Source organism: Variovorax sp. LjRoot290, from assembly GCF_964253985.1.
Taxonomy (GTDB): domain Bacteria; phylum Pseudomonadota; class Gammaproteobacteria; order Burkholderiales; family Burkholderiaceae_C; genus Variovorax.
In genome coordinates, this window is the sequence record NZ_CAXURW020000003.1 from 295960 (window position 1) to 317148 (window position 21189).

Sequence of the window (21189 nt, forward strand, 5' to 3'; positions counted from 1 at the left end):
GCTGGAGGTCTGGTCAGTCAGGCGAGGCGGCGACAAACGTCGCGCTCACATGCGTTCAGATGCCTTCCTCCGCGATCGCTGTCACGAGCAGAACCATCCGGCTCTTGGTGTGGCGGCCTTGATCAGAGCCACCCATGATCAGCGGCAGGTTTGCGCCGAGGCGGCGGCTCGTGACCGAGTTGGAGTTGGATTCGATGCCGCCGATGACGACGGTCTGGCCCGAGCGCACCGGCACTTCCTGAATCACGCCCTGGCCGTCGATGGTCTTCTGCTGAACGGTCACAGCGGAATCGCCCGAGCCCACGGTGAAGGCCTTCAGCGGCTGCGCACTCGTCACGTCGAAGCTCACCGACAGGAAGATCGTTCCGTCAGCCTTGGCTGTCGGCACGAGGGTCACGAACGTGCCCACCGTCTCTTCCTTTTGGGTCACCGTCGGCGCCTGGGCGCTCGTGCTGATGATCGACGAGCTCACGGCCGTCGCCTGCACCTGGTCGACGTAGTTGAAGGTCGTGCGGATGGCCTGGGTCACAGGGCGGCCCGAAGTGGTCGTGAAAGGGAACGAGCGACGGTTCACCACGGTGCCGACCTCGTTCAGAGCTTGGACCACCGCGTCACTTCCCGTGAGTGAACCGGTCGTGCGGGCCCAGCCGGTGGTCCCGACCTGGGATGCGACAAGGGATGCCGGCGAGGTGACCGAGATCGCGCTGTTCGCCGCCTTGTAGATCAGGTTCCAGTCCATCCCGTAGTCGTTGTCATCCTTCGTGGTCACTTCGATGGACTCGATCAGGACCCGCACGCGACGCGACATCAGCTTGTTCTGGTCCTCGACGTACTTCCCGACGCGCACGAGCGCCGGCGCGGTATCGGTGACCACGAGGGTCTGGCTTTCCTGGCTGATCACGGCCTTGCCGCTGGCGCTGAGCAGCGCGTCGATCGTGTCCTTCATGCCCGTGATCAGGTTTTGATCCTTGGTCGTGAAGCCGGTCTTGCTCTGCGACTCGAACACATTGTTCGAGCCACCGTTGCGACCGAGCGTCGCGGACGTGGTCGCCACCTGCGGAATGGCTGCGAGATGGAAGATCTTGGTCTCGACTCGATAGAACTCGGCTCCGGTGGTCACCGGACGCCAGGAGACGTCGGCCTGGCGAGCGATGTCGTCGAGCAACTGCCACAAGGGCACGTTCGACGCCTGGAGCTGCACACGCGACGGACCGAGGATCGGCGCATCCTTGGCGGCCATCTTTGGCGCGAACATGCTGGGCGGGAGCAGCGCATCAGGCGTTGCCGTGATGATCAGGCCTGAGGCCTCGGCGACCTGGTTCAGCGCGGTCTGCAGGTCGACCGAGCCGCGCTGGAAATTGGCCGTGATCGGCACCGAGCGGCGCAGCGCCGCAGGCATCTTGATCTCGCGCGCAAGGGGCTCCTGATTGCCAGCGATGAAGGGACGCTGCACGTCCTGGGCAGCGATTCGCACACGCTCTGAATCACGGATCTGGTCAACCAAAGGATTGCGCTTGGCGGCAATGTCCTTGTCGGCCACGCCGGCGTCGACCTGAACGCTCTTCTGATACGCGCAGCCTGCAAGGACGGCGACAGCCAAAGGAAGAAGTGTGAGGCGAATGGAGATCATGTTCTGTAAGTCCTGAGCGATCGTTGTGCGGGATGGGCGGCTTCGCGCGCGAATCAGTTGCTCATCCGATCGCAGAGCTCGGCCCTGGGAACGACGCGCAGCACCTTGTTCGAATAGAAGCAGGGCTGAAGGGGCATGTTTGTCAGGTCCGTGCTGGACAGCAGCGCGCGGACGGCGCCTTTGAAGTCGACGCCGAGATCGGCGGAGGAGAGAACCGGCAGATCGAAGGGGACGGTCCAGTGCTCGGCGTCATGCGTCCAGCCAGCACGCTTGGACCAGCTAACCAGCGCCTCACGAATCGTCCTGTCGCTTCGAGAGATGGTGAAGGGTTGCGCCACCGCAGCTGCTGGTGCCGCCGGTACGGCGCCTCCCACCGGAGTTGCCACCGCACCCTCCCCCGCGGCGGCGCCCTTGGGGGCGACAGGGGCCGGCGCTGGCCGGTTGTCCACGAAGCCAGCAAGCGCGCTTCCCGTCGAGGCCGCCAGGACGAGTGCGAGAAGAATCGCGCGATGTGCGCTGGTCGTTGCCCGCGCCGAGGCGCGTCGAGGTGCGGTCATGAACATTGCTTGAGGAGGAAGGAGGCCGATCGGCTGCGGGTGGATGGGGGAACGACGGAAGCGGAGATGGCCCGAGAACATGGAGAACATGGCTGCGACTGGACGGCCTTGCGGCTGTGTCATCTGTCTCGCGAGCATTTTTGATCCGTTTTTTGTTCCCCGTAAGAAGGTCGCTACAAAAGAATGTGCACGGATTAAAACATGGTCATTCTTTGCGTTGCAAGGATACGATCGATGTTGGCGATGCAATTTTGCAAATCCGCGCCCGACTTCCGTTACGAACGTATTGAGTCGGCCGATCCCCCACAGAGGGCCATCTGCGCATGACAACCTCTCAGGGACGCTGAGCTCGGAGTGCCGCACATCCCGGCCGCCTTAGGCCTTCCCCCGAGATCGAGGCGCTGACCTGGGCGCAAGCGGACGATCCACGTCCCTGCGCAATCCGGAAGAGCAGTTTCTGGTGATGGCGACCGACGAGATCTACGAGCGCTATGGCTATCGCGTCCTGGGCTCCGGGCCCAGCGAAGCCCATGCTGCGGCGTCGGCAGAGATCGCCTTGCGCTATCACTCCCAACAACCGACTGACTTCTATCCCGACCTGGTTGGGCACGCCTTCAAGGTGAGCTCGAGCAGGTCAGGCGCGATCGCTGTGTGGTACTGCGTCGATCCGCAAGGAAAGGTCGTTGGCCAGGCCGATGGCAAGCGCGAGGCGGCTAAGGACGCCCGGTTCGCGCTCCTGTCGGCGCGGCCGGTCAGCGAGATGAGCAAAGAGGAGTTCGCCTTCCTGGCAACACCTGTCCGGGTGCAAGCCGGATTCGGGCGACGGGACAAGCCGACACTTCTGGACGACGACTCGACCGAGTTCCGCCGATTCATCGCCCGGATTTACCGGCACGCTCCGGAGATGGCCGCCGTGGGCGAGAGCCTCGACGCCTTCGTCCAACGAGTGCGCTCGGGCCTGCAGGACTTCCGCATTGGCGACAGCCCCATGGTCTATCTGCCGATCCGCGACCTGGCCGGTACCTCACCGATGACCTTCCACCTGGTCTTTCACACCGGAGATCTGTCCGCAGAGGAGGCGGTCATAGCGAGCTACGAGATCGAGCGCCACTCGCAACTCGAGCAGCTCGAACTGGAACAGCAGCCCGAGGAAGCCGCGGCGGCGCCGCGCGGCTGACGCGGTCGGCCTGGTCGAACCAGGACGCTTAGGCGCTCGCGGTGGCCGTGCCCAGTTTGGTGGGCAGGCCTTGGATATGCTCCCGCGCGATCGCGTCATTCGGCGCCATCGCCGCAAGGTTGGGACGACGGCTCGAGTCGGGCGGCGAATTGCCTGTGCTGTGCGCGAATGCCTCGAAGCCAAGGTAGTCGCAAACCTCGGCGATGGACAGGCCGGCCTCGCCATCCAGCGTCAGGTACTTATGCCGAATCAGGGCGATGAAACCCGCCTGGGAAGGTCTGTTCGCCCTGCCGTTCAATGCGAGAAAAGGAAGCTTCCCTTGACATCCTCCCCGCCCTTGAAGGACGAGGATTCCTGCTGAGGCAGACTGCGCTTTACGCACATGCCACTCCTTCGGAGGGTTCCTGCTTCGCCGGGGCTGCGCGCTTCGTCCTTGCGGAAGCTGCGCGTCTGACCACCCCTCCACAGGCATCGGGCTTCGTCAAAGAAGCCCAGGCCGCGTGCCCCGCGGCCAGAATGTTCTTGCTCGCATGCACGTCGGCATGCTCAACGTGCCCGCAGGCCACGCAGGCGAAGATGCTTTGCGTCTTCCTGTTCTCGGCCGCTTCGTGGGCGCATATACGGCACGTGCGGCTGGTGTAAGCGGGCGCGACCTTGACGACAGCGCCGCCGGCGGCCGCCGTCTTGAAGTCGAGCTGTCTCCCGAATTCGCCCCAGGCCTGGTCGAGGATCGAGCGATTCAAACCCGCCTTCTGGCGCACCTTGCTGCCCGGCTGCGTTGCGTTGCCACGCGCCGAGGCGCTCATCACGGCGATATGAAGGTCCTCGATCACGATGACGGGATGTTCGGCCGCCAGGCCGCTCGTGAGCTTGTGCAGCCAGTCGTTGCGCTGCTGCGCGATACGCCTGTGCAGTTTCCGCAGCTTGACCGCCGCCTTCTTGCGATTGCACGAGCCTTTCACCTTGCGGCTGACGCTGCGCTGATAGCGCCGCAGGCGCCGCTGCTGCGCGGCCAGGGCCGCGAGCGGTGCGATCAGCCGTCCATCCGAGAGGCCCGCAAAGTTCGCGACGCCAAGGTCGATGCCGAGCGTCGGCGCGACGCCAGCACCAGGCAGCACGCCCGGCCGCAGCGTCTGGATGGCCACATACCAGCGCTCCCCCTCACGGGTGACGCTGGCATTGCGCAGCTCGCCCTCGACTTGCCGACTCATGCGCATGCGCACCCAGCCGAGCTTGGGCAGCTGGATGCGAGCGTTGCTCGCGTCCAGTTTGAATTTCTGGTTGTCCGGAAACCGGATGCCCGACTCATCGCCCCGCTTCTTGAAGCGGGGATAGCCGGGCGCCTTCCCCGTCTTCCTCGCCCTCGCATTGTCGAAGAACCTCTGGAACGCCGCTTCCAATCGCTTCAAGACATGCTGCTGGGGATGCACGGGGCCTTCGGCCAGCCACCGCGTTTCTGGGGCGTTGCGCCAGGCCGTGAGCCACTTGGCCATGGCCACGTAGTTGGCATAGGGCTCACCGCGTTCCCGCCTCGCCTGCTGTTCTACCAACGCACGATTCCAGAGCCAGCGCAGCATGCCTGCATAGCGGGCCAGCTGCTTCTCCTGCGCTGGGCGCGGGCGAAGCTGGAAGCGATACGCTCGGAGGGTGTCGGGCATCTGAGAACGGCAAATTAGGAACGGCGGGGCATGGTGAACGTCGCGCCAAGTTCTCGGACAGCGTCCCAGTTTCCGTTGGTCGCCCTGATCGTGTCTTTTGCGTGGCGAACGATACGGTCTCGCAAGGCGGCGTCCCTGACCAAGGGGTGATCGGGCACATACTTTGCCAGTTCGGCCGCATACGAATACCGAAGTGCTAAGTTGCCCGCATTCTGACCAATGAGGGTGTCGTAATCCTTCTGAATCTCGTCGCGCTCGGCCGCTATCTGGTTGACTGCCTGTTGATACCTGGCCGCCGTCTCGATTTGGTCTGCCGCGTTGCGGTTTCGCTCGATCCCGCGGTGCATATCTGCGTAAAAGTCATCCATTCCAGCCACGGTGATCGTCCTTCTATCTTGTAAGCGTAGCCGCCCCGAACCGGGTGCTCAGAGCAATTACTTGTCAGTATGCCGAAAGCAACAGTTTCCGCGCTAGGTTCATCTAGACCGCCTCGGATGAACTACTCCTGCTCCGGCTTCGGCCTTCGTGGTTTCTTACCGACTGATCCCACCTGTGGCAGCTGAGGGCCGTCCGCCGCAGCTCCCCGCTTCGGCCCCATCGCACCAGACATACCGTTTTGCCCGAACCGACCGAACGCCATGAACTGGCCGCGGGTGTTCTGTTCCGCCTCGCGTCCGAGCTGCGCCCCGATCGCCTTGCCGGCCCAGGCCAAGGCCTGGTCGGGCAACATCACCGACAAGTTGCTCAGGGTGGTAACTAGCGTATGCATCAGGATCCAGAAGATGAACAGAAACCCGATGACCGAGAAAATGCCCGTGATCGAGTTGCCCTGCACATTCGACATCACTGAGGGATACAACCAGAAAAGGAAGCTGCCCATGACCATGATGAGCGCGGCCGCGGCGACGAACCCTAGCAGCATTAGGAACGGGCGAAAGAGCATATTGATGATGAACAAGTAGCCGGTCTCCGTCCGCTGGCCCATCCCCTCCCCGTTGGCATCCAAGTGCACGAAGGCCCAGATCGGGCCCGCTGCGACGCCTTCGAAGAAGATCGTCAGATATTGGACCAGGCCGCCCCACCAGTTTACGAACGGAATCATCGGGATCCACAGGCTCATGATCATGCCGACGATGAAGAGGCCACCCACGATCGCGGGCAGCAGCGGACCAAGCGCCTTGAGGGGGGCGAGGACCTTGCCGATGGTGCTCCCGCCGATCTTCATCACCGTGCTGGAGATGATGTTGGTGCCGGTGCTGCTGTCCGTGAGCTCGTTGACGTACGAGTACACGGTGAAGAGGGACTCGGCTGCGACCATCAGGTAGTCCCCTATGTTCTTCATGGCAATGATCGGATCGATCATCCGAAGCTCGCCGTTGGTGCTCATGCCGCCATTTGCCGTCGACGTCGCGCCACCAGCACCCGCGGTGGACATATCGATCAGATCCATGGCGAAGGTCTGCCCCAGGCTGCAGTTGCCGGTCGGGCGATAGCCGGGCGGCGTGATAGCGCCAGCGACAATCCGGCACAGCCCCTGCCAGGACGACTCGCCGGCGGCAGAGTTTGCGTTGGACGCATCGGATGACGCCGCGGCGCTCGACGTGTTGAGCCCCGTGAGAACGGCTTCCAGCGCCGTGTTAAATCCCCCGTCGGTGTTCTTCATGCCCATGGGGATCGGCGCGAAGCTCACCGACTGAGCTGCCTGAGCAACTGCAGCATTGACCTCGGCAAGGGTCGCGTACCAGGCGCCGGCGCCGAACCAACCGAACTTCTTCATTGACTCAACCGCCTGGGAAGAGAGTGCTTTGGCTCCCTGCTGTGCTTCCCCTGCTTGAGGCTGGATCGCGGTGTAGTAGGTCGTCGCGATGCCTTCCAGTTGAAGGACGGGCACCACAGGCCGCGCGCCACCGGTGGTCTGATATGTCTTGTAGTCGCGATACCACTGATCTGCCAGCGTCGCGATCTGGTTCACGTAGTTGCCAAAGTTCCCTGTCGCCCGCGCCTGCATCGCCTGCGCGATTCCGTCGTAGTCGACCGAGGCAACACGGTAGCCGACCGCGGAACTCCCCGAGCGGCTGCCGTCACTGACTGTGGCGGTCACCTTGACGCCACCGCAGAAGTCGCGCGCATCGGGCTTGCCATACTGGACACCCGTGATCCCGCCCGGTGTGGTCGCGGTCACTCGCTCAGCCGTCATATCCAGCCCGTTCGCCTCCTGGGCGGCCGCGTAGTCGTTCTGGGCGTTCATGCAGATGCGCGCGCGGAAAACGGCGAACGCAGCTTCTTCCAACGATGCGCCGCCCTGAGCCTTGGGACTGACGAACGACGGCGACACGAGCGTCGTCATGTTGTTGGTACCGTTCACCATGGCATCGAAGCCAAGATTGGCAGCGCCAATTCCGAGCGTGGTCGCGAACACCAGGACAGCCTGGGAGAGCGAGAAGCCGCCGAAGGCGGGAATCAGGCTGGCCACGCCCGTCACCATCCGGATCGGCAGCCACACCTGGGAGAGTTTTTTGCCCATCAGCTGGCCCTCGTGAGCCGTCTGGACGATCGCCACGCCGATTCCGTAGGTAGCCCAGATGGTGCCCGCCACCAGGATGAACGTGTTGAACACCAGGAACATGGATCCCAACAGCGTCGACGCGCTACCGATCGCCGCGAAGGGGTTCGTGAAGAAGGTGCCCAGGAGCGCCGTGAATGCCTGCGTCGACATGTCCGACGATTTGGTCGCGTCCAAGTAAGGCTGAGTCAGCTGGCCGGTACCGCTACTCTGCGCCGCGGCGATGCCGGCGAAGAGCATGGAGCCCAGGACCGCGAGAAACCCTCCGAGGACTTGCGCCACCGATCGCGATCGAACGCGCCGGTGCATCATCCGGCCGGCCCGGCTTGATTTCGGACCTGCAGATACTGGGATGGCAGCGTGGGCGAAACGCATAGAGGATCCTGACTCAACCGTTGTTCTTGCCGACTCACGTCGGGATTCGGCATCTTCGGCGCGACTGGTGATCTACCTCGGACGTCGATTGCCTGCCGTTTTAATCCGTACAGCACTACTGTCACGGACGAACGGGCTCTTGCCGATGGTATCAGTGGGTTTTACGAAGAGACCGGATTTTTAGAACTCGGTGCTGGGGCCGCGCAACAGCCAACGGTTGGGTACCCGGAGGCGCAGGTCCTCCGCCTGTGGCATTCTTTCGTCCGCAGCAACTCGAGTACCGCCTATGAAGCCTTCCACCGTCGACACACCCCGGTCGAGTCCTCATCGAGCTATCGGCAAGCTGAGATCGCAGCGCATCTGTCAGAGCGCGTCCACCTTCTGAGAGAGAACGCCAGGCTGTGGAAGATCATCAATCGGCTCTGGGTCACAGCCTTTGTGTTGTTCTGCGCTCTCGTTGTTTCACTTGCCTTCCTACTGCGGACGCCGCCCTCGGCCACCGATGAGCTGGTCGAGCCTCCCCAAGTCGAGCGCCTCTAAGGCAAGGGATCAGCCCGGCCGGCAGCCGCCGCAGCCTTCAAGGAAGGCCGCAAAACGCTTCATCCAAGCGAGGTGCTTCTCCGCGGCGAGCTTCTCCTCTTTCGGCGTGCCCACGGCATCCAAGAGCGCCTGTTCCTCAAAGTGCCGCTCGCAAGTGCCGTCAGCCAGCGCGCCATGGATGGCGGTGGCCAAGATCTCTGCATCCCTCGCGTCGATGAGCGGATAGAAGGGAAGGTCGGGGTACACGTCGGATGTGATGCATTCGTGCAGGGCGACCCATATATCGCTGCTCGGAAAGCGGATCTCCTTGCCGGCCTCGCTTGTCGGCGCGTCGCCCGTAAAGACTGTTTCATCCATCCGAGCCATTTGAACAGTGAGCGAGGTGCAACACAACCGCGGGGGCTGTCGTTTTCGGGAGAGCCCAGCCCAGACTCACCACTGCGTCCACCATTGCTTCAGGCGGCGCAGCAAGCGCATGGGACCCTCCTCCTCCTTGATGCGGTCGAGCCGCTCACGATAGAGCGCGCGCTGCGTGGCCACTGCGCCCCGCAGCGCGCCGAGATTGTGTTCCGTGTACGCCCATACACCTTGCACGACGAAGTTGCCTGGCATGCTCACGTCGGGCTTCGGTCGCGCATGCACATTAGTGGCACCGATGCTCCTGAGCAGTTCGGTTCGCGGAAATCGTGACGTCAGGAACATCGTGACTTCGACCAGCAGGAGGGGACCCAAGATGCGATTGAGCCTCCCGAATGAAGGCGATGGTCGAAAGCGACTGATGCGAACTTCCGACCCATCCGAGGTCACTTCGACCGGATCCAGGATGCCAAGAAGGCGACCTCGTCGTAGACGAGCATGAGCTCGCCCAGTTCGTATTCTGATAGGTCCTGCCCCGCGAGGTGCAGCTGTTCAAAGGTCACAGTATGGGGTCAAATTCCAGTCATTCGACAGCCGACGCGGCGGTGAAGAAGGACTGACGTCTCATGCGTTTCGTTCGTCCTCGTAGCCGACGCTTCGCTCAGACGAAGGCCGAGAACGTTATAAAGCATAAGCACCCATTGCCCTGTCAGACCAGGGGGACACCACCATGCCAGACGAGAAGACTGTTGACGGCCAGCACCAACTGCGCATCAAGTGCGGCAGATGTCGGGGGTCGGGGTGGGTCTGCGAAGAACACCCAGGCCGGCCATCCGCGCTTGTGTCCGATGGCGGGTGCGATTGCGGAGGCGCTGCCGCGCCCTGCGCATGCAACCCTTGCGCCGTCTACGCCTTCACGGAGGTGTACGCGTCAGTCGACGATCCGCCACCCGCGCCGCTGACCAGACATTGAATGCAGGAGGTAGGCGGCGTGGGGAGATCAGGCGATCCGCTCGCCCTGATTCGCGCTGGCGCGAGCCTCGTACGCTGCAAGCGCCTGGCTGTTGAACGGCTGGCCAGCCTTTTGCGCCGATCGAATCGCCTGCTCATGGGCCAGTGCAACCAGGAAGTCGGCGCCGACAGACGGGAGACGCGCCTCGTCGGCAAACAGCGCCATGCATACGTCGCCCAGCCGCATGATCCAGTGCGCGCCGGGCGAACTGCAGACACCTGCGGCCTGCGCCTCTTCGATCAAGGCGCGCGCCGCGGTGTTGAGGTAGACGTCGATCATCGATGGCGAGGAGAGCTCCACTCGGCCCATGTTTTCCACGTGCGCGAGGAGACAGTCGCGAAGCCGCTCGAGATCTTCGTTCGACAGCGAGATTTCGCGCGCGGGCGGCGCGCCCAGCCGACGCACCTCCTTGGCCTTGGCGGCCAGCACCAAGGTCTGTCCCAGCGCCTCGTCGGCGCTCATCATGGCGAAGTCCAGCATCATCTCTCTCGCAGCCTAAAACGTGATTTTGATCTCATTGTCTTGCCGCACAGCAGCTTCGACGATTTTCTTGGGGTCGGGACGGAAGGTGATGACGTTCAGCTTCGCAACCACCGCCTCCCGCTTGTTCGTCTTTGGCGCAACCCGAACCATCGCATAGTGGACGAAGGCCTTGACATAGGGGCGCTCGCGCATGAACCGCCACACCGCGGACGGGTACTTCATGAGTAGCCACTCCAGGCTCAGCTCTGTCGCCGCCTTGTACTCCTTCGAAGTCACGCGACCTTCCAGGTACGAGAGCACGATGTCCTTCACTTCCTTTTCGTAGTCAGCGCGCATGCGGCCCGACGAAAGAATTCCCGAGCTACGAACGAGTTCCTCGGTCACGGAGGTCGTGGACTCCTTCAGGTTGTCGAAGAACATCCAAAGGTCCAGCTCGTACAGGAGCTTGCCCTCGTCGATCGAGGCCTTGGAGAAATAGATGCTCGCATCGGCAATCGATCGCGTCCCGTGAATTCCCCAGGAGAACTCGTCGGGCAGCTCCTTCGGGTTGGTGCCTTCGATGTGCACCAACGTATCACGGTAGTCGACAACAGTCGGACGCTGGTCAGCCAGATAGAAGGACCGGAAGAAGGTCGCGCCTTGCGCGCGCCCGATGCGCTTCTCCATCTTCGACGGGAGGACAAATGGATGCTTCATTTCGGCGCAGATCAGAGTGTCAAGGGACGGATTACTTGTGGCATTGCAGCTCCACGAGCGGCCGTGCGCGACGCGCCAGGAACGCGGCCGCGACGGTTGTGCTGCATGCCTGGCACAGGCACGGGAGCGCGCTTCTCGAAATCGCCGCCGCGAACCTGGTGAACGATCGCGGACACGCGCTCGAGGGTTTCTCTCGGGTGCGGCATCGACATCACCTTTCGCAACAGGAGGGCCACCACCATGCGCGAACCTCCTTCGGTCTTGTCCATCCAGCGGTAGGCGGTAGACGAAGAGCGATCAAGCGCGGCGGTGAAGCGGACCGAGTAGTGCGTTTCCGCAAAGGCACGATCGGTCTCGCTCGTGCCGAACTTCTTGATCAACGGCTCGTACAACGTCTTGAAGACCTCGTCCGCGGTGTACGGGCGCCACGGCGCCGGCGAGGGGCTGATCTCATACAGCCGGGCGAGCAGCTCGACGTCAAAGGGCACGACCTTCGAGGAGCGCAGTAGCACGGTGAATGCGAAGCGGTTCTGCAGGCCAAGCGCAGACGCGAACTCCGCGGCGTTCAGGCCGAAGCGCTTGCCCAGGATGTCCAGGTCGCGCCCGGTGAAAGGCCGATCCGTCCACGGCTTCAGGAGCTCGGAATGATCGATCTCCATGTCTTTCTTGATCGTGGGAAGGCCCGGCCGCTTTGGTCGACCGCGCAATGCTTTCGCCTGGGCCTTGGCTTCCTTCTTGGCCTGGCGCTCGGCATCCCTCGCGGCTTCGCGAGCCTTCTTCTTCTCCGCTCGCTCCAGATTTCGAGCCGCGCGCTCTTCTTCCTGCTCGCGGAGTCGCTCGGCGCGCTGCTGCGCCCTTTCCTGTTCCCGTTGCTCGCGCGCTTGTGTGCGAGCGAGCAACTTCATCTCGGACAGGGTACGAGGCTTCCGGAGGCCCTTCTTCGCTGGAGCGCCCCGGGATTTCTTGACCGCCGCCTTTGCCCGAGGCTTCACAGCGGACTTGGCGGGGGCCTTTTTAGCCGCGAGGGCGGTCTTGTTCATGCTCATCGTTCGAATTCTTTGAAATCAGTGCGGCCTTCAGTCGGGCGATGCGCTCCGGCGAGGGGCTCGGTAGGTCAATGCCGGAATCGGGCTCAACCTCGATGGCAAGTGCATGGCGCTCGGCCGCAGTCGGCGCTGGGGGTTCCGCCGTCGCCACGCGATCAAGCCTGGCAGGCCAGTCGGGCAATGCGTCAACAACCTGCGCGCGAGCGGCGATGCTGGCGACGTCCATGCCTTGCTGCTTGAGGTGCAGGAGAGAGTTCTCGATTTCTCCTCGCAGCGCGGCGGCATTCAGCGCGAGGGCGCCGCGCTCCACATGGAGTCGGCGAATCTCGGCGCCCGGCAAACCGCCCGCATCGGGACTTGCAAGGACCTGGTCGAGCAGCTGATCGGCGGGCTTGTCACCCACCGCAGCCAACGCGACCAGCTGGGTCTGAATCTGTTCGTCAATGACGCGTGCTTTTGCTTCGGACTCGGCCACCTTGGAGACGAGGTTCTTGAGGAGGGAAACCGCCATCGTAGTAGGCGCCTCGTGAAGATCCATATCCTCAGGGTCCGGAAACTCGTTGGAGACGTCCTGCATCACGCTCCGGACGGTGTCGGCGTCCAGCGGGAGCTGGCCACCATCCGTCTTCGGGCCGACGTAGGACTTCGGGAAGCCAAAAGGCCCTTTCAGCTTCACCGGCGAGGGGCCGCCTTCTTCAGGTGACGAGGGCACCCTGTCGTCGTCGTCAAGACCACTGCCGGATGCGTCCACAGGCTCGATAGGCGATCCGTGGGCCGGCGACATCACGTTGTTGCGATCGAGAACTGCTGACTTCGGACCATTCGAATCTGAATGTGTGGTGCCGTCCGCAGGCGCATTTCCGGAAAGGCCAACCCGAAACGGGCGCGTAATCCACCTGAAGAAGTTCAGCAGCATGTCGATCAGCGACTGCACTGAAGCGGTTGAACCGCGCCAGAGCTTCTCCGCCGTCTCCCGAATGAGGCGCGCGGCATCCTCGAGCGAGATTGAGTTTTTGGGCTGCAGGCCGTGCGCCAGCTCCGGGTCGCCAGCGTGCGCCTGGCCGCCAGCGGCTGCGGCCACGGCGCTCTTTGCGAAGGACAGATTCGAAGCGGTTTTCAGTGCGGTCATGGCGCGTGGATTATTGTCATTCCAAAGACCGCATCAGAAATCCAACGCGGCTCCCTCCAATTTTCCACGAAATAAGTGCTGCACAAACGAATATATGCACTACGCCAGATTTTATCAACTAGGGATTTCTGTCGTATCGCCAGGAAGCGACAGAACTTACAGCACGAATCAAGCCATGCCTACATGCCGTCACCCAGACTGGCCAGGAACTCATCGACGCTCTGATCCTTGCCATCGGTCGGCAGCTCGTCCTCCTCGACCGGCGTCACCTGCGCGGCAACAATACGCTCGGTGATCTGCGCTGCGGCGACGGGGTCTGGCCCGCCAAGTGCCGCCTCGACCGAAACCACAAGGTTACGAGTGCGATCGTCGAACCCGATCGCATCGGGCCCCACCTTCTTGAGCGTCGTCTCCGCGCCCGCCAAGGCGTTGGAGACCCAACCTTGATTCTGCCCCAGGGTAGCTGAGGCTGGGACCTTCGGAGGTGCTCCTTCGCCGGCGGCGCCATTATGCGTGGGATGGGGCGATTTTCCGCTACCAGCGCCATGGTTTTGTTCGTGCACGACCTTCCCCGTGGACAACATCGCCACGATCGTTGCCTTCACGGCTGACGACAAAATGTCCGGGGCAAAGATGTCGCCAGCCGACACCCGCTGCTCAGCGTTGGTCGGGCGCGGCGTCGGCGCGACGGAGGAGGTCTGTCCGTCGAGCTCCGCGAAGAGGGCCAAAGGATCGACCGGCGTTGATTGCGGCTCGGGCACTGGCGGCACGGCTCCCGAAGGCTCCATGGCGCCGTCGATGAATGCGTCGACATCGAGGCCCACGGGCTGCGGACGAACCGGTGCTGACGCGGCCACAGGTGCAGCGGCCTTCGCAGGCGCAACCGGGAAGGCGGGCACCGCGGGCGGCGGGCGGCGAACTGGCGAAGCTACCTCCTCCACCGGCCTGCGTTCGAAGATCGCATCGTCCAGGTAGGAGAAGGGGTCGTCATTCACCTCGGCAGCGGCCGCCGGTGGCGCCGGGGGCCCCGCGGGCGGCGGCGCGGCGCTGTCGGCCGAGGCCGGCGGCGCTGCTGGCGCCCCGGCCGGCCGGCTGAACGATGCGAATTCGCCCGAAGACGGAAGGCCGACGCTCTCCTCAGGATCACCGGATGCCGCCGCCTGGCCGCCGGGCAGGCCGGCGCCTGGCTGAGCGGTGTTGCCGACGCCCGCGTCCGTAAGGGGGCGGTCGCCGCCGCCGAGCGAGCCGCCAGCACCTGCTGCTCCGCCGACGATGATGCCCAGGTCCTCTGCGGCCCTGCGAGCGGCGACGTACAGTGCAGCGCCGCGCTCAGCGCCAGTGATGCTCGCAGGCAGGCCCTGGGCCACCATGGACACCCGGCCGATCAACATGTCGTCTTCGACCTGCAGGTTGGGGCTCGTCTTGTAGGTCAGGATGTCGATGAGCTTCAACCCGCGCGATACCTTGTCGTCTAGCGCGTCCGCCTTGATTGCATTTGCCTCGACCTCCGCCATCGAAACGGGGCGCACCTGAAGGAACCGGTTCAGCCGGAACGTCTTCATCTTGTACTTGTCGAGGTAGTCGCCCACATAGAAGCCGGCGATACCGAAGGACTTGCCCCGCGTGTTGATCAGGCCCTGCCCGGTCTTCATGCTCTGCATGTCGTCGATCGTCACGCGCTCGACGGTCTCGACCGACACAGCCTTGTCGCGTCGGAATCCGCCGGCGTTGAGCTCGTACTGGTTGTAAACGGCCACGCGCGCTTTGCCCACGTAGTCGGAGATGAGCTTCTGGGTCTTCTGCGCATCGTCGATCCGCATGAAGTACTTGGCCACTGCGTTGGCCAGCATCGCGCCGGCTTCCGCCGCCCTGCTGCCTTCGGTGAGCTTCTCGATGTCCTGGGCCGCAGCGATCATCGACATGCCGAGCGAACGGGCCTGCGCAAACATCACCGCGATGCCGTCCGAGAAGTAGTAGCCCAGCTCGTCCAGTGCGACCAGGTACGGGTAGTTCGCCTCGGTGGCCTTCGAGTCGAGCACCAGGGACCGGTCACCTTCGATATCGGCGCCGAGGTTACGTCCCATCATCACCCGCAGACACGCGATCGCGAGCTTGCCCAGGTTCTCGGCTTCGGAGGCCGACTTCTCCAGCGACGGGATCATCATCACCAGCACGCGGTTGTTCAGCGCCACGTCGACCATGTCGATCTCGGAGTACTTCGCGCGGAAGATGTGGCCGTAGGTCTTGTCCAGCAGGTTGAGCGCCGGCATGAGCTGGCCGATGCGGTAGCCGTGCTGGTCGTAGGTCGCCTGGTCCTGCTCGGTCTTCTGGGCAGGCTTGCCGGCCGCCGCCGTCGGCGCTCCACGCCCCCCCACGCCACGATCACTCGGGAGACCGGTGCGGCTTGCCGAGTTCGGATCGGGCGGCAGGTTGTACTTGGCAATCACGCGATCGACCATGAAGCCCGGGCAGCCGCCTGACTCGCAGTAGCTCTTGATGCCAACGAAGCCGTAGGACCACTCGCCTTTGGCGATGTATTCCTTGTAGCCTTCCGCGTAAAGCTCCTCGACCTTGGGCAAGCCCATGTAGTCGATGTAGGTGCCGACGGAGATCTCGAAGCCTTGGGTGTCGCGCTTGTAGCAGAGGGCAGCCACCAGGGACCGCCAGAAGTTCAGCGCCTTCTCCTGCCAGCTCTTGCCATCCCCTTCCGCCTTCGGCAGCAGGTTGGCACCCATCTGGATCTGCGTGTCCGCGTCCGAGTCCGAGAACGTGTTGATCATGTTCGTCCGCCGGCGCCGCGACGCGCGGATCTTCTCCGGCGAGCTGCCGCCGATCAGGAAGTTGAGCGCGAGAAAGTCATCGTCAGCACCCAGCATGCGGCACATGGCCATGAGGTCCAGCGGCATCTTGTTATCGGCCTTGCCGTCGGCCAGGAAGAAGCCAGAGCCCCAGCAGAGGGCGTTGTAGAACATGCCCTTGAGGGTCTCGGACTTCCCCGAACCGGTTGAGCCCAGGATCAAGAAGTGGGTGCGCAGGTCCGAGTCCGCCATCCACACCTCGCGGAAGTTCTCGTATGGGTTGGTCGACCGCACATGCCCGACGTACATGATCCCGTCGCCCTCCTTGCCCTTCTCGTCCTGGCCGTCCGGCGGGTACCGCAGCGGCAGGATCACGCGATAGCTCAGGTGCGTGAAGAAGAGGAAAAGAAAAGCCACCACCCAGATGATCCAGAGAGGCTTGAGAGCGATCATCGCCAGAAGGAGGAATCCGACATTGACCGCCAGGAACGAGGGCTTGGAAAGCTTCTCAGCGTACTTCTCGCCCCACGAGCGGACGTCCGCAATGTTGCGTGAGAGCTTTACTTCCTGGTGCTGTTCGATGAGAGCCATGTGCGGTCCGATTCAGCGCGCGCGCTGGACGTGAAGGTGAAGAGGAGGCGTCTGTCGCAGCAACGCGGCGGCTACACCGCGGCGCCGGCCTTGCCGGGATCCTCGGGGTCGGCGGTGCTCGAGGCGAACTCAAACCCCGCCACTTGCAGGCCGAGCACCGAGGGCGGCGTTTCCTGGAGCTTCTGCGTGATCTGCAGCGCAACCCCCAGCGGCCCGACCATGCCCACCCGAACCATGGCAGCTACTTGCTCGTCGCTCCCCTTGAGGATGTCAGCTGCGATGCTGCAGAGAACGTCGTTCGCGTCCTCCAGTTCTTTCGCATCCGCCGTACCAGAACCTGGTTTCTGACGGTGGAGCGGATGGGCGATCCAGTTGCGGGTGCGCTCGAGCAGCGCGCCGGCCTGGAGTGTTCCAGCCTGGTGAGCCTTCTCGACGTCCACGATCGCCGCCATGACAGCACCCATCACCCCGCGCACGAACTGCTCGCGCATGACGTTGTTCGTGGACGTGTGAACAGCGACGGCAGACACCGCGTTGTCAGGCGCGGCGATCTCCACGATCAGCGACGCGATCGAAAGCGTCTCGCGCGACTCCAACGCCTCGAGGACGCGCTCGACCCGACGTGGGTTGACCTTCGGAAGCAAAGCGCCGCTCGCCCAGGCCTTGGCCGCAGCGCGCAGGCCGTCGTCGAATGCGGTCACGCAATCAGCCACCTCCGGCGACAGCTCTGATGGCACATCGCCCTGAGCGGGCTCCGGTGCGGGCGAGCGATTCACCAAGCCGCGCATGCGCGCGAGAAAGCCGCTGAAGGGGTTTGCTGACATGCGAAGGTCCACAGGCGAGGGAAGTTGGGGCGCGTTGCTTCAGCGAGCCGCCGGGGGAGCGTCGGCCCTCAAGCCGCCGTTGGCCACCAGCCACTTGTTGATGTCGTCGAGCGAGCCAGAACCGGCCACGACCTTGCCTGTGGCCGACACGAGGGTCGGCGTGCCCGAAAAGTTCAGTGCGACGAAGGCGGCGTTCGCCTTCACCATCTTGTCCGCAGCACCCGCGCAGCTGCCGTCACTCGCGGCGTCGCCCGAGGGTTCGTAGGCGCCGATGGCGGCAGACCAGGCCGAGACAGTGTCCTTGGCGCACAGCACGCGTTTGACCAGATCTTCCGAGCCGGGCTTGAACGACACGGGCACGATCACCGGAACGAAGCGCGGGTCCACCTGCGACAGCTTCGCCTCGAGGTCCTTGCACGACGGGCAGTTCGGATCGCTGAAGATCACGAACGGCTGCCCCGACGGGCGCATCTGGATGCCCATTTCGCGCGTCGTATTCGCCACCACCTGCATCTCGGTGGGAGACAACGTTTCACCGAGGGTCCGGTCGCGCAGCTCAGGAGGCACAGCTCCCGCGGCCGCAGATTGCGCACTCTTCGCCGGGCCTGCTGCAGTGTCTCTGCCCATGCACTGCGCCAACATCGTCGAGCACAGCACGAAGCCCATGAGCATCAGGAACCAGCGCCCCAGTACGAGAAGGGAGCGGCCAACTGCGGCCGGGCTGGAGACCCTTGCCTTGAGACCGCGAACCAGTCGAGCGGCGACGCTTGGCCACGCCCTGTAGATGTGAAGTGCGCTCCGCTCGTTGTGATCGCGGAACTGCCCGGCCACCACCTTGAACGGCGCGGTCAGCTTCAGGGAAGCCAGTTCCGCGTTGACGTTCATCTCAGCGCGCCAGATCTCCTTCTCGCCCTGGTACAGCACAAGCGACGATTCGGGGCCAAGCCAAACGATCCTCCAAACGTCCACGCCGCGGATGGCAACCATGAGGGCTGCAATCGCAGCCGGTCGCTCCAAAGGCAACGGCTCGTCACCGTATGTCAAATTGAAGGCGCCAGCGCCCGCGAGGTCCAGGATTGGGGCCGACGGCACTGCCGACGAATGGGTCTGGTGACTGGTCATGAGTCGCGATTGCATGGGTTCTTCTCGAAAGGGGGGCTGAGTTGGTCAAAAGTCGCTTGCACCAGTGCCGAAGGCACCGCGGCCTGCTCCGCCAGCCGCGGCTGCCAACGCGGCGAAGTCCGCCATGGATTCGCCGGTGCCCATCAGGGACTGGGCGCCATCGCGGGCCTTGCTGTTGAATCGGCGAGACGACTCCTCGCGTTCGCCGCGGGCCTCGTCGTCGAAGCGGGTGTCCGCGTTGGCGACGTGTAGCGCTTCCGCCGGCGGCAGCGGTGGAGCCTGTAGCTTCACGTTGTTCGCGCGGAGCCAGATCTGCCCGTCAGCCCACCACTGGTCTTCGTCGTCGTCCGTCCCGTTGACGTGGTGGTTCCACGCTTCAACCATCGCCTCCTCGGCCGGCTGCACGACGATCTGCGGGTGGCCCTGGGGGCTCACCGGTACAAGGCCAGCCTTCGCCGCCTTGCGCTCGAAATCGAACTGGCACCACACCGCAGCAGATTCCGTATGGGGCACCTTCCGCAGGACCGTGTTCAGCACGTAGAACAGGATGCGGTCCTGGGGCTTGAGCCAGATCCATTGACGGTGAGTGACCTTGCCCTGCCGCTTTGCCATGAAGAACAGCGCGTACAGGTAGGTGTACTCCCAGTGGTGAACAGCGAAGAGGTTGGCGGCCCGCTCATGCAACCGATACTTGTCGAAGATCCACTGTGCGACCTTCAGGTTGGGCAGGCCCTGCGCGTGGTTCATGCACGAGTAGTTGAGCTCGTTCATCGCGCGCTCGTAGTCCTTTTTGCCTTCTTTCCCGCCGAAGGCGTGCGCGACCAGCAGCGCGTACATCACCTTGCCGGCCGGGCTCATGCGATCCGGATAGACCACCTTCTTGCCCCGATCGTGGAGGATCGAGACGAGCTGGATACCGAGCATGTGGCTCTTGAGTCGGTTCGTGCCCTTGATCAGCTTGGGCTCGCCCTGGAAGTACAGGCGGACCTGGTCGAGGTTGACCTTGTTGTCCGTCAACATCGGCTTTCCATTGATCTTCTCCTTCATGAGGACCTCTTCAGGCCACACCTGGCGCCGCCACTTGGGGAGCTTGTCCATGATCAGCTGCGACCCCAGGTGCATCACCGGAACAACGCCCGAGAAGCGCCGCGAGAGGATCTGGGTCAGTGTCTCCGGGGCGGGCCTGCGCGCGAGCTTGTTCGCACTGCGCGTGAAGGTCCAGGCGACTGCGCCGGCCATGACGACCGCAGTCAGCACGACGAGCGGGGAAAGCGCCAGGTCGGCGAATCGAAGGAACTCGATCAACGGCACGTCCTTCGGCCGCGCGCGGAATGCGTCGTACAGGTAGCTCACGCGTCCCCACGCCTCCCCGCCACCAGGGATCAGGTTGTAGAGCCAGCCGCAAGCCTTAAAAACCGGAGACCAGTAGTAGACGATCCGATTGGACCCCGTGAACCAGAGCGCGCCGCCCAGAATCAGGACGACAAGGCCCATGCCGAGCACCATCTGAATGGCCTGGCTCTCCGCGTTCGCGGCATTCGAGCTCGCACTGTTTCCTCTGGCCATCAGAAGGCCCCTCGCTGCAAGATGCCAACGTGTGCGTCCCACACCTTGGCGATGTACTTTTGTTGAAGCTCGGCCGAGTTTGGCGAGTGGTACCGGGCAGCCGCGCACCAGAGGTCGCCCTTGCACTGTGCAGCGCGGGATTCCTTGCGCAGGATGTACGACTGCGCCATCAGCGCCTGGCAGTTGTCATTCAGGAGGCGCTCCGGAACGATGCCGTAGTTCTTCATCAGATGCGGCGCCCACCACTTCGTGTTGATCTGCGCGATTCCCAGATCGCAGCCACCTCCAGCGTTGTTGCAGTTCACCGCCTGCTTGCCTCGTGATTCCCACTTCACGATGGCCAGGAGCAGCATCGCCGGCACGCTGTAGCGATCAGCCGCCGCTTGGACGCAGTTTGCTGGCAGCTGCGCGGGCAAGGAAACCTTGACCTGGCTGGTCTGGGCCGGCTGCCCCATCCCGAGCGACCCGGCCATGACGGTGATCAGCAGAAAATCCATCGGAAGAAGTCAGGCTGGACGAGGAACGTCTTGAAGTTGATCAGGGAGCGCTTCGTGTATTGGTGCTCGACCAGCGCCCATCGGAAGGTGGTGGCAGCACCGACGGCCAGGACAGTGAGGCTCGTGGGGATCAGGATGAATGCGATCCACATCGGCACGACGAAGATCATGAAACAGACCAGCGCGAACGAGAGTGCCGTCATGACGATCGAGCCGAACTTGGCGCGGCGCGCGGCGCGGATCTGGCTCGTGTGGTGTTGCGGATTCCAGTCCATCACCTGGTAGAGGAACTCGAAGCGCTCCGCCGGATCGGCAGGCAGCGCACGCTCCGTCCCGTCCTTGAGGATCACCGTACTAACGGGAAGCTTCGAATCGGCAAGCAAGCGTCGACGCGTCTCGCGCGCCGCTTCCAGCGCCTCCCCGAGGTTCTGCTTGGACTTGCCGAACTGCCCCAGCGCCAGGCCGACGCCCTTGGGCACCAGGACCGTGTTGGCCACTTTTGCAGCACGGCGCAACCGCCCGCGAGGCTGCTCGGTGCTGATCTTGCCGTTCACAGGTGTGCCCATTC

At 63.5% G+C, this 21189-nt stretch carries 19 protein-coding genes; 1 reads left to right on the forward strand and 18 read right to left on the reverse strand.

The genetic code is table 11. The features are described 5' to 3' along the window. Nucleotides 1-55: 55 nt before the first annotated feature. Together ACSQ9A_RS38895 and ACSQ9A_RS38900 are read right to left on the reverse strand one after the other, a co-directional pair. Nucleotides 56-1630 carry a type II secretion system protein GspD gene (locus ACSQ9A_RS38895; protein WP_436298158.1) on the reverse strand — a complete coding sequence of 525 codons (1575 nt, stop codon included), beginning with the start codon at nucleotides 1628-1630 and terminating at the stop codon, nucleotides 56-58. Nucleotides 1631-1683: 53 nt separating this feature from the next. After that, the gene (locus ACSQ9A_RS38900; RefSeq protein WP_436298156.1) at nucleotides 1684-2277 is read right to left on the reverse strand and encodes a TcpQ domain-containing protein; all 594 of its coding nucleotides are present in this window, start codon (nucleotides 2275-2277) and stop codon (nucleotides 1684-1686) included. 373 nt (nucleotides 2278-2650) lie between these two features. Between ACSQ9A_RS38900 and ACSQ9A_RS38905 the strand changes: the two genes are divergently transcribed. After that, nucleotides 2651-3364, forward strand: coding sequence for a hypothetical protein (locus tag ACSQ9A_RS38905; RefSeq protein WP_436298155.1), 714 nt, complete (start codon nucleotides 2651-2653; stop codon nucleotides 3362-3364). A gap of 28 nt (nucleotides 3365-3392) precedes the next feature. Here the strand turns inward: ACSQ9A_RS38905 and ACSQ9A_RS38910 are convergent, their stop codons facing one another. The 16 genes from ACSQ9A_RS38910 to ACSQ9A_RS38985 form a co-directional block, all read right to left on the reverse strand. Then, nucleotides 3393-3746 (reverse strand): hypothetical protein, encoded by a 354-nt coding sequence (locus tag ACSQ9A_RS38910; protein ID WP_436298154.1) that lies wholly within the window; start codon nucleotides 3744-3746, stop codon nucleotides 3393-3395. Continuing rightward, nucleotides 3739-5022: an RNA-guided endonuclease InsQ/TnpB family protein gene (locus ACSQ9A_RS38915; protein ID WP_436298153.1), complete on the reverse strand. Its 1284-nt coding sequence runs from the start codon at nucleotides 5020-5022 to the stop codon at nucleotides 3739-3741. The genes ACSQ9A_RS38910 and ACSQ9A_RS38915 overlap by 8 nt, the downstream gene beginning before the upstream one ends. Before the next feature lie 14 nt (nucleotides 5023-5036). Then, nucleotides 5037-5399, reverse strand: coding sequence for a hypothetical protein (locus tag ACSQ9A_RS38920; protein WP_436308027.1), 363 nt, complete (start codon nucleotides 5397-5399; stop codon nucleotides 5037-5039). A 122-nt stretch (nucleotides 5400-5521) separates the two neighbouring features. Further along, nucleotides 5522-7825: a DotA/TraY family protein gene (locus ACSQ9A_RS38925; protein WP_436298151.1), complete on the reverse strand. Its 2304-nt coding sequence runs from the start codon at nucleotides 7823-7825 to the stop codon at nucleotides 5522-5524. A 684-nt stretch (nucleotides 7826-8509) separates the two neighbouring features. Further along, nucleotides 8510-8857, reverse strand: coding sequence for a hypothetical protein (locus tag ACSQ9A_RS38930; protein WP_436298150.1), 348 nt, complete (start codon nucleotides 8855-8857; stop codon nucleotides 8510-8512). A 75-nt stretch (nucleotides 8858-8932) separates the two neighbouring features. Then, on the reverse strand, nucleotides 8933-9232 hold the full coding sequence (locus tag ACSQ9A_RS38935; protein ID WP_436298148.1) for a hypothetical protein: 300 nt from the start codon (nucleotides 9230-9232) through the stop codon (nucleotides 8933-8935). 625 nt (nucleotides 9233-9857) lie between these two features. Next, the gene (locus tag ACSQ9A_RS38940; protein WP_436298146.1) at nucleotides 9858-10349 is read right to left on the reverse strand and encodes a hypothetical protein; all 492 of its coding nucleotides are present in this window, start codon (nucleotides 10347-10349) and stop codon (nucleotides 9858-9860) included. Between the two features lie 15 nt (nucleotides 10350-10364). Next, complete coding sequence (locus ACSQ9A_RS38945) at nucleotides 10365-11048, reverse strand: hypothetical protein (protein WP_436298145.1); 684 nt, start codon at nucleotides 11046-11048, stop codon at nucleotides 10365-10367. A gap of 11 nt (nucleotides 11049-11059) precedes the next feature. After that, nucleotides 11060-12094 (reverse strand): hypothetical protein, encoded by a 1035-nt coding sequence (locus tag ACSQ9A_RS38950; protein ID WP_436298144.1) that lies wholly within the window; start codon nucleotides 12092-12094, stop codon nucleotides 11060-11062. Then, entirely contained in the window at nucleotides 12063-13223 is a 1161-nt protein-coding gene (locus tag ACSQ9A_RS38955; protein ID WP_436298143.1) for a hypothetical protein, read from the reverse strand. Before ACSQ9A_RS38955 ends, ACSQ9A_RS38950 begins: the two co-directional genes overlap by 32 nt. Before the next feature lie 179 nt (nucleotides 13224-13402). Beyond that, nucleotides 13403-16612 carry a TraM recognition domain-containing protein gene (locus ACSQ9A_RS38960; RefSeq protein ID WP_436298141.1) on the reverse strand — a complete coding sequence of 1070 codons (3210 nt, stop codon included), beginning with the start codon at nucleotides 16610-16612 and terminating at the stop codon, nucleotides 13403-13405. A gap of 71 nt (nucleotides 16613-16683) precedes the next feature. Next, on the reverse strand, nucleotides 16684-17436 hold the full coding sequence (locus ACSQ9A_RS38965; RefSeq protein WP_436298140.1) for a hypothetical protein: 753 nt from the start codon (nucleotides 17434-17436) through the stop codon (nucleotides 16684-16686). Between the two features lie 39 nt (nucleotides 17437-17475). Further along, complete coding sequence (locus tag ACSQ9A_RS38970) at nucleotides 17476-18573, reverse strand: thioredoxin fold domain-containing protein (protein ID WP_436308028.1); 1098 nt, start codon at nucleotides 18571-18573, stop codon at nucleotides 17476-17478. A 30-nt stretch (nucleotides 18574-18603) separates the two neighbouring features. After that, complete coding sequence (locus tag ACSQ9A_RS38975; protein WP_436308029.1) at nucleotides 18604-20232, reverse strand: secretion/conjugation apparatus DotM-related subunit; 1629 nt, start codon at nucleotides 20230-20232, stop codon at nucleotides 18604-18606. Continuing rightward, complete coding sequence (locus ACSQ9A_RS38980) at nucleotides 20124-20621, reverse strand: lytic transglycosylase domain-containing protein (protein ID WP_436308030.1); 498 nt, start codon at nucleotides 20619-20621, stop codon at nucleotides 20124-20126. Before ACSQ9A_RS38980 ends, ACSQ9A_RS38975 begins: the two co-directional genes overlap by 109 nt. Beyond that, nucleotides 20606-21187 (reverse strand): hypothetical protein, encoded by a 582-nt coding sequence (locus tag ACSQ9A_RS38985; protein ID WP_436308031.1) that lies wholly within the window; start codon nucleotides 21185-21187, stop codon nucleotides 20606-20608. The genes ACSQ9A_RS38980 and ACSQ9A_RS38985 overlap by 16 nt, the downstream gene beginning before the upstream one ends. Between the last annotated feature and the right edge of the window lie 2 nt (nucleotides 21188-21189).

Coding starts and splice junctions, on each gene's coding strand:
- ACSQ9A_RS38915 (WP_436298153.1), bottom strand. CDS start 5,022: ATGCCCGACACCCTCCGAGCGTATCGCTTCCAGCTTCGCCCGCGCCCA.
- ACSQ9A_RS38930 (WP_436298150.1), bottom strand. CDS start 8,857: ATGGATGAAACAGTCTTTACGGGCGACGCGCCGACAAGCGAGGCCGGC.
- ACSQ9A_RS38905 (WP_436298155.1), top strand. CDS start 2,651: ATGGCGACCGACGAGATCTACGAGCGCTATGGCTATCGCGTCCTGGGC.
- ACSQ9A_RS38900 (WP_436298156.1), bottom strand. CDS start 2,277: ATGTTCTCCATGTTCTCGGGCCATCTCCGCTTCCGTCGTTCCCCCATC.
- ACSQ9A_RS38950 (WP_436298144.1), bottom strand. CDS start 12,094: ATGAGCATGAACAAGACCGCCCTCGCGGCTAAAAAGGCCCCCGCCAAG.
- ACSQ9A_RS38985 (WP_436308031.1), bottom strand. CDS start 21,187: ATGGGCACACCTGTGAACGGCAAGATCAGCACCGAGCAGCCTCGCGGG.
- ACSQ9A_RS38945 (WP_436298145.1), bottom strand. CDS start 11,048: ATGAAGCATCCATTTGTCCTCCCGTCGAAGATGGAGAAGCGCATCGGG.
- ACSQ9A_RS38895 (WP_436298158.1), bottom strand. CDS start 1,630: ATGATCTCCATTCGCCTCACACTTCTTCCTTTGGCTGTCGCCGTCCTT.
- ACSQ9A_RS38965 (WP_436298140.1), bottom strand. CDS start 17,436: ATGTCAGCAAACCCCTTCAGCGGCTTTCTCGCGCGCATGCGCGGCTTG.
- ACSQ9A_RS38940 (WP_436298146.1), bottom strand. CDS start 10,349: ATGCTGGACTTCGCCATGATGAGCGCCGACGAGGCGCTGGGACAGACC.
- ACSQ9A_RS38970 (WP_436308028.1), bottom strand. CDS start 18,573: ATGCAATCGCGACTCATGACCAGTCACCAGACCCATTCGTCGGCAGTG.
- ACSQ9A_RS38925 (WP_436298151.1), bottom strand. CDS start 7,825: ATGCTCTTCGCCGGCATCGCCGCGGCGCAGAGTAGCGGTACCGGCCAG.
- ACSQ9A_RS38960 (WP_436298141.1), bottom strand. CDS start 16,612: ATGGCTCTCATCGAACAGCACCAGGAAGTAAAGCTCTCACGCAACATT.
- ACSQ9A_RS38980 (WP_436308030.1), bottom strand. CDS start 20,621: ATGGATTTTCTGCTGATCACCGTCATGGCCGGGTCGCTCGGGATGGGG.
- ACSQ9A_RS38955 (WP_436298143.1), bottom strand. CDS start 13,223: ATGACCGCACTGAAAACCGCTTCGAATCTGTCCTTCGCAAAGAGCGCC.